General features: G+C 49.8%; 17 protein-coding genes. 16 read left to right on the forward strand and 1 reads right to left on the reverse strand.

Annotation, left to right across the window (positions count from 1 at the left end; translation table 11 throughout):
• Positions 1–197: 197 nt before the first annotated feature.
• The 4 genes from ACSAZK_RS11930 to aroC all read left to right on the forward strand — a co-directional run bounded on the left by ACSAZK_RS11930 (position 198) and on the right by aroC (position 3,811).
• Positions 198–890: a winged helix-turn-helix domain-containing protein/riboflavin kinase gene (locus ACSAZK_RS11930; protein ID WP_440957011.1), complete on the forward strand. Its 693-nt coding sequence runs from the start codon at positions 198–200 to the stop codon at positions 888–890.
• Positions 887–1,630 (forward strand): 3,4-dihydroxy-2-butanone-4-phosphate synthase, encoded by a 744-nt coding sequence (gene ribB, locus ACSAZK_RS11935; RefSeq protein ID WP_440954345.1) that lies wholly within the window; start codon positions 887–889, stop codon positions 1,628–1,630. Before ACSAZK_RS11930 ends, ribB begins: the two co-directional genes overlap by 4 nt.
• A gap of 181 nt (positions 1,631–1,811) precedes the next feature.
• Positions 1,812–2,708 carry a cation diffusion facilitator family transporter gene (locus ACSAZK_RS11940; protein ID WP_440954346.1) on the forward strand — a complete coding sequence of 299 codons (897 nt, stop codon included), beginning with the start codon at positions 1,812–1,814 and terminating at the stop codon, positions 2,706–2,708.
• A 5-nt stretch (positions 2,709–2,713) separates the two neighbouring features.
• The gene (gene aroC, locus ACSAZK_RS11945) at positions 2,714–3,811 is read left to right on the forward strand and encodes a chorismate synthase (protein ID WP_440954347.1); all 1,098 of its coding nucleotides are present in this window, start codon (positions 2,714–2,716) and stop codon (positions 3,809–3,811) included.
• A gap of 78 nt (positions 3,812–3,889) precedes the next feature.
• On the opposite strand, the gene ACSAZK_RS11950 is transcribed toward aroC, so the two are convergent.
• Entirely contained in the window at positions 3,890–4,102 is a 213-nt protein-coding gene (locus ACSAZK_RS11950) for a hypothetical protein (protein ID WP_440954348.1), read from the reverse strand.
• 180 nt (positions 4,103–4,282) lie between these two features.
• Here ACSAZK_RS11950 and ahbD point away from each other — a divergent pair, with 180 nt between their 5' ends.
• The 12 genes from ahbD (at position 4,283) to ACSAZK_RS12010 (ending at position 15,790) form a co-directional block, all read left to right on the forward strand.
• Entirely contained in the window at positions 4,283–5,338 is a 1,056-nt protein-coding gene (gene ahbD / locus ACSAZK_RS11955) for a heme b synthase (protein ID WP_440954349.1), read from the forward strand.
• Between the two features lie 5 nt (positions 5,339–5,343).
• Positions 5,344–5,892, forward strand: coding sequence for a siroheme decarboxylase subunit alpha (ahbA, locus tag ACSAZK_RS11960; RefSeq protein ID WP_440954350.1), 549 nt, complete (start codon positions 5,344–5,346; stop codon positions 5,890–5,892).
• A 39-nt stretch (positions 5,893–5,931) separates the two neighbouring features.
• Complete coding sequence (gene ahbB, locus ACSAZK_RS11965; protein ID WP_440954351.1) at positions 5,932–6,390, forward strand: siroheme decarboxylase subunit beta; 459 nt, start codon at positions 5,932–5,934, stop codon at positions 6,388–6,390.
• Between the two features lie 119 nt (positions 6,391–6,509).
• Complete coding sequence (locus ACSAZK_RS11970) at positions 6,510–7,190, forward strand: precorrin-2 dehydrogenase/sirohydrochlorin ferrochelatase family protein (RefSeq protein ID WP_440954352.1); 681 nt, start codon at positions 6,510–6,512, stop codon at positions 7,188–7,190.
• 324 nt (positions 7,191–7,514) lie between these two features.
• Positions 7,515–8,801, forward strand: a complete 1,287-nt coding sequence (hemA, locus tag ACSAZK_RS11975) for a glutamyl-tRNA reductase (RefSeq protein ID WP_440954353.1) — start codon at positions 7,515–7,517, stop codon at positions 8,799–8,801.
• 228 nt (positions 8,802–9,029) lie between these two features.
• The gene (gene hemB, locus ACSAZK_RS11980; protein ID WP_440954354.1) at positions 9,030–10,013 is read left to right on the forward strand and encodes a porphobilinogen synthase; all 984 of its coding nucleotides are present in this window, start codon (positions 9,030–9,032) and stop codon (positions 10,011–10,013) included.
• A gap of 407 nt (positions 10,014–10,420) precedes the next feature.
• Positions 10,421–11,683 (forward strand): glutamate-1-semialdehyde 2,1-aminomutase, encoded by a 1,263-nt coding sequence (gene hemL, locus ACSAZK_RS11985; RefSeq protein ID WP_440954355.1) that lies wholly within the window; start codon positions 10,421–10,423, stop codon positions 11,681–11,683.
• A 121-nt stretch (positions 11,684–11,804) separates the two neighbouring features.
• The gene (hemC, locus tag ACSAZK_RS11990) at positions 11,805–12,737 is read left to right on the forward strand and encodes a hydroxymethylbilane synthase (RefSeq protein WP_440954356.1); all 933 of its coding nucleotides are present in this window, start codon (positions 11,805–11,807) and stop codon (positions 12,735–12,737) included.
• Positions 12,738–12,776: 39 nt separating this feature from the next.
• Positions 12,777–13,682 carry a dihydroorotate dehydrogenase gene (locus tag ACSAZK_RS11995; RefSeq protein ID WP_440954357.1) on the forward strand — a complete coding sequence of 302 codons (906 nt, stop codon included), beginning with the start codon at positions 12,777–12,779 and terminating at the stop codon, positions 13,680–13,682.
• A 118-nt stretch (positions 13,683–13,800) separates the two neighbouring features.
• The gene (locus ACSAZK_RS12000) at positions 13,801–14,580 is read left to right on the forward strand and encodes a dihydroorotate dehydrogenase electron transfer subunit (RefSeq protein WP_440954358.1); all 780 of its coding nucleotides are present in this window, start codon (positions 13,801–13,803) and stop codon (positions 14,578–14,580) included.
• Between the two features lie 176 nt (positions 14,581–14,756).
• Entirely contained in the window at positions 14,757–15,485 is a 729-nt protein-coding gene (locus tag ACSAZK_RS12005) for a fumarylacetoacetate hydrolase family protein (RefSeq protein WP_440957012.1), read from the forward strand.
• Positions 15,485–15,790 (forward strand): hypothetical protein, encoded by a 306-nt coding sequence (locus tag ACSAZK_RS12010; protein WP_440954359.1) that lies wholly within the window; start codon positions 15,485–15,487, stop codon positions 15,788–15,790. The genes ACSAZK_RS12005 and ACSAZK_RS12010 overlap by 1 nt, the downstream gene beginning before the upstream one ends.
• Positions 15,791–16,128: the final 338 nt, after the last annotated feature.

The raw sequence follows: 16,128 nt of genomic DNA on the forward strand, positions 1-16,128 counted from the left end.
TCATGTCAAATTAATACTTCTAACGAATATACAACTATTTAAAAAAAACGTAAAAATTTTTATATGCTACTCGGAAACAATTATCCTTTTACCTTCTATTGGTGGGTATTATCAAAAGTTTTATTATAGGGGAGTGCGTAGTTCCACATCTCATTATTGAGACGCATCTCAAAATTAAGGTAAAAAGGGTGCCGATAGTGCCGGACATCGAATACCTGAAGAAGCTTGCCCTCATGGGGGCAACGAATAAAACTATAAAGATCTCTTCAAGTGAGTTCCAAAGATATGTGGGAACCAGCTCCAAGACAGCGGCAAGGAAATTAAAACAACTGGAAGAAGAGCGGCTGATCGAAAGAACGATTGTTCCCGGTGGTCAGTTGATAAAAATGACAGAAAAAGGGATTGAAATCCTTAAAAATGAATACTCTGAATACAGGCAGATCTTTTCCCCTGAAAATGACGCTTTCGAACTTGAGGGTAACGTGCTCACGGGCCTGGGTGAAGGACAATATTATATCAACATCCCCGGATACAGGAAACAGTTCGAGGAACAGTTGCATTTTGTGCCTTTCCCCGGAACCCTGAATGTGCAGCTTTCCGAGGACAGTTCGGAGGACAGGGACCGGCTTGGCGAGTTGCCTGCTCTTCACATCCACGGTTTCAGTGATGGGGAGCGGACTTACGGAGGAGGAAAATGTTATCCTGTGAAGATCGACGGGGAAGAGGCTGTAGTGGTCGTCCCGGAGAGGACTCACTATCCGAATGATTTAATTGAAGTCATTGCTCCGGTAAAACTCAGGGACGCCCTGGACCTGAAAGACGGAGACCACGTTAAGATAAAAATTGAAAAACAGGGACTTGAAAAACAGGGTATGGAGGGCCGAAAATGACTGAAACTGCAATCTACGACTGCCTGCAATATGAGAATGATAATATTAACAGGGCTCTGGAAGCTATCAGGGCCGGAAAAATGTTTTTGATCTATGACTCGGATTCCCGGGAAGGGGAGACCGATTTCGTAATTCCCGCAGGGGCAGTTAGCTACAGGGACGTCCAGTGGATGCGTAAAGATGCCGGGGGCCTGATCTGTGTGGCTGTGGACCCTGTGGCTTCAAGGCAGTTGAGGCTTCCCTTCATGGCAGACCTTGTCCGGGACGCCGGGAAATTCAACGGGGAACTCGGAGAAGTTGTGGAAAAGGAAGGAGACCTCCAGTACGATTCCCATTCATCTTTTTCCATCTGGGTTAATCACAGGGAAACCAGGACAGGAATCCCTGATAATGAACGGGCTCACACCATTCGGAAGATCGGGGAAGTTGCTGAAAGTGCCCTTTCGGGAAATGAAGTGCGTTTCGGAAACGAATTCCGCACTCCCGGACATGTTGCGCTCCTCAGGGCTGCCGAAGGGTTGCTGGAAGAAAGAAGGGGCCAGACCGAACTTTCCGTTGCCCTTGCCCGGATTGCAGGGATTAACCCCGTCATGGTCGTCTGTGAAATGCTGGATGATTTTAACGGAAAGGCCCTTTCAAAAGAGGACGCAAAAGAGTACGGGCAAAAACACGGTCTCGTTTTCCTGGAAGGACAGGAAATAGTAGATGCCTACATGCTGTGGGCAGGTAAGGAGTGTTAAACTTTTAAACTCCTTTCTTCAAATTTCTTTTCAAATCCTTTTGTTCTACTTTTTCTTTTTATAATTGCAGGTATAATAGTTTAGTAAAGGATTGCCGTAGCTTTTGCTAAAATCGCCTGCGGGATTTTTTCCAGCTCCTATTCCGAACACAGGCATTTTCGTCCTTAGGAGATTTTCAATTATGATGCGCAGGTTCAAAAAAATTCAGCAGGTCCTTCTTTACGTCCTCTTCCTGAACCTTGCCGTAGCTTTTGCTAAAATTGCCTACGGGACCTTTTCCAACACCCTGAGCATGACTGCAGACGGCTACCATTCGCTCTTTGACGGAATCTCCAACATCGTAGGGTTGGCTGGTATCTACATTGCGTCCCGTCCTCCGGACAAGGACCATCCTTACGGGCATCAGAAGTACGAGACTCTTGCTTCGGTTTTTATCGCCATTCTCCTGATTTATGTGGCTTTTGAGATTTTTCAGGCCTCTCTTGGCCGTTTTTTTTCCCGGGATGTGCCCGGTGTCACTTCAGTCAGTTTCCTTGTGATGCTGGGGACCATGGGCATAAATTACCTGGTCACGCGCTACGAGCACAGGGAGGGGGTTTCCCTGCAAAGCCAGGTCCTTATCGCAGACTCCATGCATACGAAAAGTGATATCTACGTCTCTCTTTCGGTGATTGTGGGCCTTGTCGCCGTAAAGTTCGGCTACCCTCTTCTCGACCCGTTAATAGCCCTTGTAATATCTTTCCTCATCCTCCGCGCAGGGTTTAGAATTATCAAGCAGAGTTCGGCTACCCTTCTTGATATGTCCCAGCTCGATGAGGACGAGATATGTGATGTTGTAATGGGGGTTGAAGGGGTGCTCGATTGCCATAAGATCCGTACTCGCGGGAGCATGGGGGACATCCGGATTGACATGCACCTGCTTGTCCGGCCCGACATGCCTATCGAGGAAGCTCACCTGATTTCCCACAGCGTAAGCAAGCTTTTGAAGGCTGAATACGAAGGGGTTTCCGACGTGGTTGTGCATATAGAGCCTGCTATCCCCTTACCCCAAGAATCAAATAGCAAAAAAACCAGTTAAGATGCATGGCAGGAAACGTTTTCGGGCAGATGTTTCGAATTACTACCTGGGGTGAATCCCACGGCAGGGCAGTGGGCGTCGTGGTGGACGGGGTGCCTGCAGGGCTTCCCTTCTCCAAAGCTGACATCCAGAAGGAACTGGACAGGAGGCGCCCGGGACAGAGTGAACTTTCTACCCCGCGCAAAGAACAGGATAAAGTGGAGGTCCTTTCCGGGATTTTCGAAGGTATGAGTACCGGTACTCCTATTTCCATGCTGGTCTGGAATGCGGACGCCCGCTCTTCGGCTTACGATGCTATCAAAAATACCCCCCGGCCCGGGCATGCCGATTTTTCTTACATGGCTCGCTACGGAATCAGGGACTACCGTGGAGGAGGCAGGTCTTCTGCCCGGGAGACCATCGGCAGGGTTGCAGGTGGAGCCCTTGCCAAACTCCTCCTTGCCCGTTTCGGAATCCGGGTTGCAGGGCACGTGCTGGAACTCGGGGGAGTCCGGGCTAAAGCTCTTTCCTTTGAAGAAATTGTCGAAAACGTAGAAAAGACGCCTGTACGCTGTGCCGACCTTGAAGCCGCGGAAAAGATGCTTGAAACCGCTAAAAGCGCAAAGGAGGGAAACGACAGCATTGGGGGTATCGTCGAGCTTGTCGTAAGGGGCGTGCCTGCAGGTCTGGGAGAACCGGTCTTTGACAGGCTCGATGCCGATCTTGCAAAAGCGCTTATGAGCATTCCTGCAGTCAAGGGCTTTGAACTCGGGGCCGGGTTTGAGGCTGCGCGTTTGCGGGGCAGTGAGATGAACGATCCCTTCTGCATGCAGGAAGGAAAAGTTACCTGCAGGAGCAATAACGCAGGCGGGATACTTGGAGGAATTTCCACGGGCCTGGATATAGTCTGCCGGGCTGCCGTAAAGCCAACCCCCTCCATCGGGAAACCCCAGCAGACCGTGGACCTCGAAACCGGAGATGATACGGAAATCGTAATCAAAGGACGACACGACCCCACCATCCCCCCGCGCATGGTGCCTGTGGGAGAAGCCATGGTTGCCCTGGTGCTTGCCGACCACATGCTCCGGAGCGGCTTTATCAATCCCAGGACGTTGCTTGAGTAATTTTTCCCTTTTCTGGTTCGTTTTTTTACCCGGGTTCTTTCCTGGGTCCTCTGGATTTTTTATTTTCCTGCGGATTTTTTATCCCTTTTTCTTCCCCCTCTTCTTCCCCCTCTTCTTCCCCCTCTTCTTCCCCCTCTTCTTCCCCCTCTTCTTCCCCCTCTTCTTCCCCCTCTTCTTCCCCCTCTTCTTCCCCCTCTTCTTCCCCCTCTTCTTCCCCCTCTTCTTTCCCCTCTTCTTCCCTCTCTTTTGCCCATTTGTCTTTCTTTTGTTTCCCGGGAATTCCTGGTTCATAAATTATATGAAATGAAAGAATATTAATAGGACCTGTTTCTGTATTATTTAAAAGTAAATATTCTAATGATTTTTTGCTGGTTTTCACCTGAAATGGCAGGATATTAATATGACCTCTCAGGTATACCTTTCAGTTACCCTATATTTTATTCAGATTCAAAGTTTCAATTTCTAAAACTTATGATTACCATGATGAAAGCACCAAGGCTTATTGCATGGGAACTTACGGCGGGCTGCAACCTGAGCTGTGTGCACTGCCGTGGCTCTTCAACCTCCGAAGTTCCCGCAGGCGAACTCACAACCGAGGAAGCAAAGCACTTCATTGATGAGGTGGCGGAATTCGGAAAACCCATCCTGATCTTGAGCGGGGGGGAGCCTCTTACGAGGCCGGACGTTTTTGAAATTGCCCGCTACGGGACGGATTCGGGTTTCCGGGTGGTGCTTGCCACAAACGGCACACTTCTCACTCCGGAAATCGTGGATAAATTAAAAGAAGCTGGAGTCCAGAGGGTCAGCATCAGCCTTGACGGGGCGAATGCAAAGACCCATGACGAGTTCAGGGGCGTGCCCGGAGCTTTTGACAGGGCTCTTGCAGGTATAGCCATTCTCAGGGAGGGAGGCCTTCCTTTCCAGATCAACACGACGGTTTCAAAGCGTAACCTCGAAGAGGTCCCGGATACCTACGAGCTTGCAAAAGAGCTTGGGGCTGCGGCATATCACGTCTTTTTCCTTGTGCCGACCGGCCGGGGCAGCGATTCAGACGAGGTGTCCCCTGTGGAATACGAACGTGTCCTGAACTGGTTCTATGATATGCAAAAAGAGGCGGAAATCCAGCTGAAAGCAACCTGCGCACCCCATTATTTCAGGATCATGCGCCAGCGGGCGAAAAAAGAGGGCATCGAGATTTCAGTGAAGACCCACGGTTACGAGGCCATGACAAAGGGCTGTCTCGGCGGCACAGGCTTTTGTTTTGTGTCAAGTGTAGGAGAGGTCTATCCCTGCGGGTACCTGCCTGTTCTTGCCGGGAATATTAAGGAACAGCCTTTCAGGGAAATCTGGGAAGATGCCGAAGTATTCAAAAAGCTAAGGGATCCCGACGAGCTTAAGGGCAAGTGCGGGGAATGTGAATACAAAAAAGTCTGCGGAGGCTGCAGGGCAAGGGCATATGCCGCAACCGGCGATTACCTTGAAGAGGAGCCTTACTGCATCTACAGGCCCCGGAAAAATGATACGTGATCAGGATGATTGAATTTGAAAATGGCAAAAATCCGCTTATGAAAGTGGAATCGGATCTTACTTCTCATATGCAGCCTTTCAAGGGGAAAGACCCTGTTCTCGAACTTGACGATACCGACAAGAAAATCCTGAATCTGGTCCAGCACGAAGTCCCCCTGGAGCTTGAGCCCTTCAAAAAAATCGGGGAAATCCTTGAGATCCCGGAAACCGAGGTGCTGGAAAGGCTGCAAAAGCTTAAGAGGCAGGGGGCAATGAGGCGCATAGGTCCCATACTGAGTACCAAAAACATGGGTGGTGTAAGCACCCTTGTAGCTCTTAAGGTCCCTGAAGCTCGGATCGAAGAAGTTGCGAATTTCATAAATGAGTACCCTGAAGTCTCTCACAACTACCTGCGTAGTGCTGCAAAGTACAACCTCTGGTTCACGCTTTCGGCCCGGAGGAAGGAAAGGCTTGAGAAAATCATTACGGAAATAAGGGAGAAAACCGGATGTCCCCTGCTTGACCTGCCCACAAAGCGCCTTTTCAAGATCAGGGTAAGGTTTGATATCAGGTAAATTTGATATCATACTAAAATTAGATATCAGGTGAGAAAAATGGATGAAACGGATGTAGAACTGCTCAAACTTATCCAGGACGGAATCCCCCTAACACATTCCCCTTTCAATGGATTCGCTTCCAAACTCGGTATTAGTGAGCAGGAAGTGTTGGACCGGCTTAAAAAACTCCGGAATGAAGGGAAAATCCGGCGTTTTGCCGCTTCCATCGGGCACAGGGCTATAGGGATCACCGCCAATGCCATGTGCGTCTGGAACGTTCCTGAGGAGAGAATCGATGAAGTGGGACAAATTATGGCAGAATTCCCAGAGGTGACTCATTGCTATGAGCGCCCGAGGTATCCGGACTGGCCGTATAACTTATTCACTATGGTTCACTCTTACACTCCCGATGACTGTGAAAAAGTGGCTGCCAGGATTTCCGAAGCTACAGGCATAAAAGATTATACCCTGCTTTTCAGCGACCGGGAATTCAAGAAAACCGGGGTCAGGCTTTAATGAATCGTTTTAATGAATCGTTTTAATGAATAAAGCTTAATTTATCAGAGGCTTAATGGGTCAGGTTTTAATAATTTCTCAGTAATTATTTTTTTCTAAATTGTGAGGTGCTCCGAAAGATGTCCGGGACAAACAATTACCTTCCTTTGATGCTTGACCTCTCGGGCCGAAAGGTCGTGATTTTTGGTGGTGGCTCCGTAGGTGAGCGAAAAGCCGAACTATTCTGCAGTTGCGCGGAAACCACTGTTGTGAGCCTTGGCTTTTCCCAAAGGCTGCAGGAACTCGAAGCTTGTGGAAAGGTTAGGCTGGTCCGGTTGAACCTTTCGGGAGTAACGGACTCCGAACTCCGGGAGCTTGTCACCGGGGCTTTTCTCGTTATCCCCGCAACCAGTGATTCATTGCTTAACAGAAAAATCACTTCCATTGCAGGGGAAAGCGATATTTTGATTAATCAGGTGGATGTTTTAGGTAGCGTTGTTATCCCGTCAGTCATAAAAAGAGGTGACCTTGTAATCGGGATTTCCACCCTGGGCCGAAGCCCGGCGGTTTCAAAATATTCCCGAAGGAAAATCGAAAGCCTGATAAGCCCACAGTATTCTGATATGATCCGGCTTCAGGATGAGCTCAGAAACTACCTAAAAGAACACGTAGGCGAGCAGAAAAAGAGGAAGGAACTTCTCTGGAATGTCCTTGAAAGCGAAGCCGTCTGGGAAGGTTTCTCCGAGTCCTATGAAAAGGCTGCAGAACTCGCATATTCCATAGTTTCGGATCGCCTTGAGGGAGATTCCGATAAGAAATAATCTCATGAAAACTATCTCATGAAAACTATCTCATGAAAACTATCTCATGAAAACTATCTCATGAAAACTATCTCATGAAAACTATCTCATGAAAACTATCTCATGAAAATTGTCTTTATACAACCATTTCATGAAAATTATCATTATAATTTATCATTATACTATATCATCTGTATAATCTTGAATAGTAAATCCGGGCCTGGCCTGTCACCTGCAAAGAATAATTCTTTTTGTAGAATTGATTACAGGCTGGTGATTTTCGGAACTTGTCTGGACAAGGTTTAATGTAAGAATTCCTATAATCATTCTATCCGGAGGCTCTCTGTGACAGAAATCTCAAGCATGGTTATATCCCACAAAAAAGCAAAGGTTGATGAAATGGAGTCCGCCTGGCACGGGGACCTTGACGGTTTGCTCCATAACCTGTACAACCACGAATACGTGTATGAGTGTGTCGTCTTAAAAACCTGCAACAGGGTTGAAATCTATGTCGTTTCTCCTAAAAGCAGCAGTGTGCTTTTCTCTTTTGCAAAGGAAATGGGGGCTTCGACCCACATAATTGAATTTTTTGGTCATGACGAGTCCCTGGAACACTTGCTCCGGCTCTCCGGAGGCCTGGAGTCCATGATTGTGGGAGAAGACCAGATCCTGGGCCAGATCAAGGAGCTCTATGCCTACGCCAAGAAGTCGGGTGCCACTGGTAAAATCCTTGAAACGGCTTTTGACAAGGCAATCCAGGTCGGCAAGAGGATCCGAAATGAGACCCGGATCAATAAAGGTTCCGTTTCTATCGGTTCGGCCGCGGTGGACCTGGCTGAGGATATCTTCGGGGGTCTGGAAGGCAAGAACGTGCTTGTGATAGGGGCAGGGGAAATAGGGGTTCTGGTCGCAAGGGCGCTGGCAGAAAAGGACATTGAAGGAATTTACATTGCTAACCGGACCTACCAGCGGGCTGAAGAACTTGCCTACGAGCTTGGAGGGCACGCAGTAAAACTTGACGATGTTATGAATTACCTCCAGAATGCCGATGTGGTTATCAGCGGTACCGGGGCGCCCCACTACATACTTACCCGGGAAATGGTTGAAGATGCTGTCCGGGACAGGGACCATAAACTCCTTCTGGTCGATATCGCAAACCCCAGGGACATTGAGGAATCCGTAGCGGAACTTGAGAAAGTTGAGCTCTGCAACATTGACAACCTTCGGGTTATCAGTGAAAAGACCCTGAAGATGCGAAAGGAAGAGTCCAGGAAAGCCGAAGCCATCATCCAGGAAGAACTCCGGCTCCTGAACATCCAGTACAAGCGCCAGAAAGCCGACCGCCTGATTTCCGAACTTTACAGGCAGGTCTATGATGTCAGGGTGCAGGAACGGGAAAAGGCGGTAAACCGCCTCAAGGCTTACCATACCATCGGGGAAATCGAAACTCAGGTCCTTGATGATCTTACCTATTCGATCGTCAACAAGATCCTTGGTGAACCTACAAAAGTCCTCAGGCAGGCGGCAGAACTCGGAAACGAGGAGTTCCTTGATGTGGTTTCCAGGGTTTTCTGTCTGGATAAGGATAAGGTGAGGGTCGAAAGAACAAAACCCGGCTGTGGGAAGGACTAATACCGACAATACTTGCTGCTGGCAATACCTAATGTCAGCAATACTTGCTGCTGGCAATACCTAATGTCAGCAATACTTACTGCTGGCAATACCCCGGCTTACAGGATTAATTAATTTGTACGGCCAATCTTCAATTCGAATTATTTACATTCAACTCATGCGAATATAATTCGCATAGTTAATATTTTCTATTTGCAGGCTCAATTTTTAAGTTACAGGAGTGATCCCATGTTTCCAGATATCAGGTTGAGAAGATTGAGAAAAGGAAAGATAAAGAATCTTGTGAGGGAGACCGTCCTCACGGTTGACGACCTGGTCCAACCAATCTTTGTGAATGAGACTATTGACTCCCCTGTCGAGTTTTCTTCCATGCCAGGGGTTTTCGGCTTTCCTCTCTCAGAGGTTGCAAAAGAGGCAAAGGAAATCGCCGAACTAGGGATTCCGGCAGTGATCCTTTTCGGCGTACCGGGGCATAAGGATGCCGAGGGCAGTTCTTCCTACGGGGAAAGGGACGTTATCCAGGAAGCTGTCCGGAGGATCAAGGCCGAAGTCGGGGACGATCTGGTGGTGATCACGGACATCTGCATGTGTGAGTACACCGATCACGGACACTGCGGGATCGTGGACTTCAAGAAAGAGGAGGTCCTGAACGACCCTACCCTTGAAATCCTCGGGAAAATTGCGGTCAGTCACGCAAAAGCCGGGGCTGACATGGTTGCTCCTTCCGGGATGATGGACGGGATGGTGGTAGCTATCCGGAGGGCACTTGATGAGCACGGTTTCGAAAATATCCCTATCATGTCCTATGCCGCTAAGTTCCACTCTGCCTTTTATGGCCCCTTCAGGGAGGCTGCCGAATCCGGCTACTCTTTCGGGGACCGCTCAAGCTACCAGATGGATCCTGCCAACAGCGACGAGGCCCTACGGGAAGTCACTCTCGACGTTGCCGAAGGTGCGGATATCCTCATGGTAAAGCCTGCTCTCCCCTACCTGGACATCGTGTACCGGGTAAAGACCGAGTTCGGGATGCCCACTGCCGCCTATAACGTGAGTGGGGAGTACTCCATGCTCAAGGCAGCGGCAGCAAACGGCTGGCTTGATGAGAAAAAGGTAGTATACGAAGCTCTCCTTTCTATCAAGAGGGCAGGTGCGGACATCATTATTACTTATTCCGCAAAGGACATCGCCCGTATGCTGAAGTCAGCGCCCTGATCTTCAGGCGCTTCCTTTTTTTATTTTAAATGTTTTTATTTTAAGCTCTCTAATCTTTCAGGCTCTATTTTCGGACCTGAACTTCCGTTTTTAACTTTTTCATTTTGTTATGTCTCTTCTCTTTTTTCGGTTATCCTTAATGTCTATTCCAAAAATCAGCAATAACTGCTTAATAGGGGGAGAGGCTGTAATACAGATAAGAAACAGAATTTAACAAAAGTTTAAGGAATATCTGCAAATCAATTACAAGCCTATTATAATATCGATTACAACCTGGTTATAATATCGACTACAAGCCATTATAATATCGATTACAGCCATTATAATATCGACTACAAGTCATTATAATATCGATTACAACCTGGGTTATAATTCGATTCGTTTTCAGTCTAATCGGTGAAATTCCCATGACGCTTGAAAAGTCCAGAGAAATGTTCGAAAAGGCAAAGACCCTGCTCCCGGGCGGGGTAAGCAGCCCGGTGCGTGCAATCAAACCATACCCCTTCTACACGGCATCAGCCGACGGCTCGAAGATCAGGGACCTTGATGGAAACGAGTATATCGACTACTGCCTGGCCTATGGCCCGGAAATTCTGGGGCACAACCATCCTGTAATCAAGGAAGCGATAAGGGCTCAGCTCGACAAGGGTTGGCTTTACGGTACCCCCTCGGAACTTGAGGTAACCCTGGCAGAGAAAATTGCGGGGTATTACCCTAGCATTGATATGCTCCGTTTCGTGTCCACCGGGACCGAAGCTACAATGAGCGCAATCCGCCTGGCCCGCGGGTTTACGGGCAGGAAGAAATTCGTCAAGATCGAAGGTGGTTTCCACGGGGCTCATGACGCTGTGCTGGTAAAGGCCGGGTCCGGGGCAAGCACCCACGGGGAACCCGATTCTCTTGGTATTCCTGCCGATTTCACGAAGTATACCCTGCAGGCCCAGTTCAATGATCTTGAGGGTATGACCGAGCTTGTGGAGAAAAACAAAGACGACCTTGCGGCTGTCATCCTCGAACCCGTGCAGGGAAATGTAGGCCCGATCCTTCCGAAACCTGGCTACCTGAAAGAAGTCCGCAAGCTCACAGAGGAAAATGACGTCCTCCTGATTTTCGACGAAGTCATTACCGGATTCAGGCTCGCCATGGGCGGGGCCCAGGAGTATTACGGGGTCGTGCCCGACATGACCACCCTCGGAAAAATCGTTGGTGGGGGGCTTCCGGTCGGGGTATTCGGTGGACGAAAAGAGATCATGGAGAAGGTTTCTCCCTCCGGGCCGGTCTACCAGGCAGGGACTTTCAGCGGAAGCCCCTGTTCCATGGCAGCGGGCATTGCAGTGCTTGACTACTTCAAGCGGGAAAACCTGCACGCAAAACTGAATGCAAAGGGAGACACCTTCAGGACCGCACTTTCCGAAATCGTAGCTGACGAAGGGCTTGACTACAGCGTCTGCGGAATTGCCTCCATGTTCAAAATCTTCTTCGGGGCAGAACCTTCAAACTACCAGGACGTCCTGAAATGTGACAAGGAAGGTTACTTTGCCTTCTTCCACAGGATGCTTTCCGACGGGATTTTCCTGCCTCCCTCTCAGTTCGAGACAAACTTCCTCTCGGAAGCCCATGCCGATGAGGATATCGAAAAGACCCTCGAGGCCTATAAGAACAATCTCTAAAAGGCCAGCTCTAAAACAAATCTCAAAAAGCCCGAAAAAAGCTAAATGCCCTTCTAAGAGCTATACGCCTTTGAAGAGCTAAAAGCCCTGAAAAAAGTTGATAACGTTTGAGGATTTCATTATGATCATAGGGACCCGGGGCAGCAACCTTGCGCTTGCCCAGACTGTACTCGTTTCCCATCTCCTGAAAGAGAACGGGGTCGAAACAAGCCAGAAAATCATAAAAACCAGTGGAGACCGGTTTACGGACCGCCCCCTGCATGCCGTTGCCGGGGTTGGGGCTTTTGTCCGGGAACTGGACGATGTGATGCTTGCAGGGGAAGTCGACATTGCAGTTCATTCCATGAAAGACATGCCCACTATCCGCCCGGAAGAACTTCCAACCGTGGCTGTCCTGGAAAGGGACACCCCGTTTGATATCCTGCTCACCTATGACGGGACCCCCCTGGACGAACTGCCCGAGCAGGCAATTATAGGGACCAGTTCCCTCCGAAGGGCTGCCCAGGTCCGCCGCTACAGGCCTGACCTGGTGGTCCAGGAACTCAGGGGCAACATTGACACGAGGCTGAGGAAACTCAGGGAAGGGCAATACGACGGCATCCTGCTCGCCAAGGCGGGGCTCGAACGCATGGGCTGGGAACTTGAAGGGGAAATCCTGAGCCCTGACTTTTTCTGCCCCTCTCCCAACCAGGGTACCATCTCCGTGGTCACCCGGGCAGGCACGGAAGCTGAAAAAGCGGTTTCCAAACTTGATCACCCGCAGAGCCGGATTCTCACAGAAATCGAACGCATCCTGATCACCGAACTCGGAGGCGGCTGTACGACTCCTGTTGGTTCCTACGCCGAGTTTACTTCCAACGGGCAGGAGATCCATGTGCGGGCTGAGGTCCTTTCCCTTGACGGGAAGGAAGTAGTCCGGATAGATGAGTTCTTGCCTCTGGTAGGTTGCATAGAAAAGGCTCAGGAACTCGGGCACAAGTTCGTGGATATGGGCGGGAAAAGGCTGGCTGAACAGGCGCTTTCCCAGTTGTCCGGGGATTCGTGTAACTGTTAAAAATTAAGTTGTTCAAAAATTACATGGAGTTTTCCTGAAATGTATACCCTCACAGGCCTTGAAATGAAAAATCCCACAATCCTTGCAGCTGGCGTGCTGGGAACCACCGGGGCATCTCTCTGCAGGGTTGCCCGGGAAGGCGGGGCAGGAGCGGTTGTGACCAAGTCAATCGGCCCGGAGCCCAAATACGGGCATCCGAATCCGAGCATGGTCAAGCTGGACTGCGGTTTTTTAAACGCCATGGGGCTTCCAAATCCCTCTTACGCCGAATTTGTGCAGGAACTCGAGATCGCAAAGAAGGATTCCGGGGTCCCGGTAATCGCAAGTATCTTTGGTGGGAACTCCGGGGAGTTTGCGGAAGTTGCACAGGGGCTTCTCCCGGGTCAGCCCGATGCTTTCGAGCTCAACGTGAGCTGTCCCCATGCCGAAGGGTACGGGGCTGCCATCGGCTCAAACCCCTGCCTGGTAGAAGCGGTCACTGCAGCCGTAAAAGAAGTGACTGACTTGCCTGTCTGGGTCAAGCTTACCCCCAACGTCGCTGACATCACGGCTATTGGAAAAGCTGCCGAAGCCGGGGGTGCGGATGCTGTCGTTGCTATCAATACCGTGAAAGGGATGGCTATCGATATCGAGTCCGGGTACCCCGTGCTCGGAAACAGGTCTGGCGGGCTTTCCGGGGCTGCGGTCAAACCCGTTGCAGTAAAATGTGTATATGACCTCTATGCTGCCCTTGAGATCCCGGTGGTGGGAGTCGGAGGGGTTGCTTCCTGGGAAGACGCCGTGGAAATGATGATGGCAGGCGCGGCAGCTGTTCAGGTCGGGTCTGCAGTGTACGACCGTACGGATGTCTTTTCCGAAATTAGTTCGGGGATTGAGGCGTTCCTTCAGCGGAAAGGGTATTCGGATGCAAGGGACTTTGTAGGTCTTGCCCACGAGGCAGTATGATGAACTGCGATATGTTGGCGAATGACCCGCTAACGGGCGATATGTTGACGGGCGATGTGCTGATTATGCCGGAAGGTCAATGTGCTGATGATCGGCAATGTTATGCTAAGGTGGTCTGATGATTCCTCTTAATGCTACTATAGAAAAAATAATAGAAGAGTCCCCTTTTATAAGGACTTTTGTTTTCGATCACCGGTTTGAGGAAATGGACCCCGGCCAGTTCGTGATGGTCTGGGTCCGGGGCGTGGACGAAGTACCGATGGGGCTTTCCCGGAAAAATTCTATTACTGTCCAGAATGTCGGGGAAGCGACAGCGAAGCTCTTTGAGTTGAAGGAAGGAGATTCTTTTGGGCTCCGTGGGCCTCTCGGGAAAGGTTTTTCCTCTCCCGCAGCAGGGGAAAAGATTCTGGTCATTGCCGGAGGAGTCGGGGCTGCCCCCCTGGCTCCCTATGCTGAAGCAGCCAGTGCCGCCGGGGCAAAGGTGCATACGATTCTCGGAGCCCGGAGCGGTGGAGACCTGCTTTTTGAAGAACGTTTTGCGGCAGCCGGGGTTCTTGACATCACTACTGATGACGGCTCAAAGGGGACGAAAGGGTTTGTAACCGATGTCCTCAAAGGGCTCGACGTTTCCTCCTATGACAATATCGCTGTCTGCGGCCCGGAGGTCATGATGGGTTTTATCTTTAAAATCCTGCAGGAAAAAGAGGTGCTTGATAAATCGGAGTTCAGCCTTCACCGCTATTTCAAGTGCGGGATCGGGGTCTGCGGTGCTTGTTGCATTGATCGGTCCGGGCTCAGGGTCTGCAAGGACGGGCCTGTTTTTTCCGGCGTGCAGCTCGTGGATTCGGAACTCGGGAAATATGCACGGGATGCCAGTGGGCGAAGAGTTAAAATTTAAGTTTCGATATATGTTTTTAAAAAAATGGAACTGAAAGCAGGAAGAAGTAGGGGTCGGAAGAGAAGGGCTGATAGGCAAAGAAGTGAAAGTTAATGAACTGAATGGTAAATAACAGAGCTCTGAAAAAAGGACTGAAAGGCAAAGTATTGAGATCGGAGAAAAGGATGGCAAGAGATATGATAGGCAGGTTCAGGGCAGGAGATGAGGTCTTCTACGGGGAAATCGATGACAATCGCGTGTATCCGAAGGGAAGTTCCGGTATATATGAGCTCTCGGAACTTCGTATCCTTCCTCCTGCATGCCCTTCCAAGATTATCTGTGTCGGCCTGAATTATCGGGACCATGCCGAAGAACTGTCCATGGAAGTCCCTGAATCCCCTATCCTTTTTTTGAAACCTCCTTCTGCCGTTGTCGGGCATGAAGACAAGATTCTCTATCCTGCCTGCAGTTCAAGAGTTGACTATGAAGCCGAACTTGCTGTTGTGATCGGGAAACGCTTCAAGAACATCAAGGCTGACCGGGCTGAGGACGTGATTGCCGGTTATACCTGTTTCAACGACGTAACCGCCCGGGATCTCCAGCAAAAAGACGGGCAGTGGACCCGGGCAAAAAGTTTTGACACCTTTGCGGCTTTCGGGCCTTTCATCGCCTGCAGCGACGAACTCGATGTTTCGGATTTAAAAATCTCCTGCAGGGTAAACGGGGAAACCCGGCAGGAGTCAAGTACCTCTAATCTTATCTTTGACATCCCGTACCTTATTGAGTTCATCTCCGAGATCATGACCCTCGAAGTGGGGGATGTGATTGCCACGGGAACACCCCCGGGGGTAGGGGAAATGCAAAGGGGAGATTGTGTGGAAGTGGAAATCCAGGGGATAGGAACCCTGAGAAACGAGGTTATCTGATGCTTCTTGACCATATTGAAACGGAACTCGAGCTTGCCGAGCGCCACCTTATAGTGCTGAAGAAAGTTATTGAAGAAGGCCCAATCGGGATCTTGAAACTCGCAGAAGTTACCGGGATGCAGAACCACAAGGTCCGCTACTCCCTCCGGGTCCTCGAACAGGCGAGCCTTATCAAGCCCTCAGCCCAGGGGGCGGTGCCCGGGGATGCGGTCCCGAAATTCCTGAAAGAGTTTGAAGGGGAGCTTGGCAGGCTCAATGAAAAACTAAGCAGAATCCGGGATATCGAGGCTTCCATCCCGAAATAAGCTTCACCCCGGCGATATTGCTGTCATTCTTGCTGATCTCACTGTTGCCATTCTTGTTGACATCACTGCCAACCTTATTGATATCTCTTACACTGTTGCTGATGTTGCTTGCACTATTGCTGATATCTCACATACTCTTGCTGATGCTCGGGCTGATATTGCTGACTGACTGGCTTCTCTTTTCTCCGGTTTTTACCCTGTGCGCATTTTCCCGGGTTCGGTGACTTTTTATAATCCTATTTCCATGTTTTACCGAACTTAGCGGGCCCGTTAAAGTCCGGTGAGTATTTCTCTCTGCTGGAACTTTCATCCTCATCAATCCATGTTTATTTTTGGAG

This window comes from Methanosarcina sediminis, assembly GCF_052056915.1.
Lineage (GTDB): Archaea > Halobacteriota > Methanosarcinia > Methanosarcinales > Methanosarcinaceae > MTP4.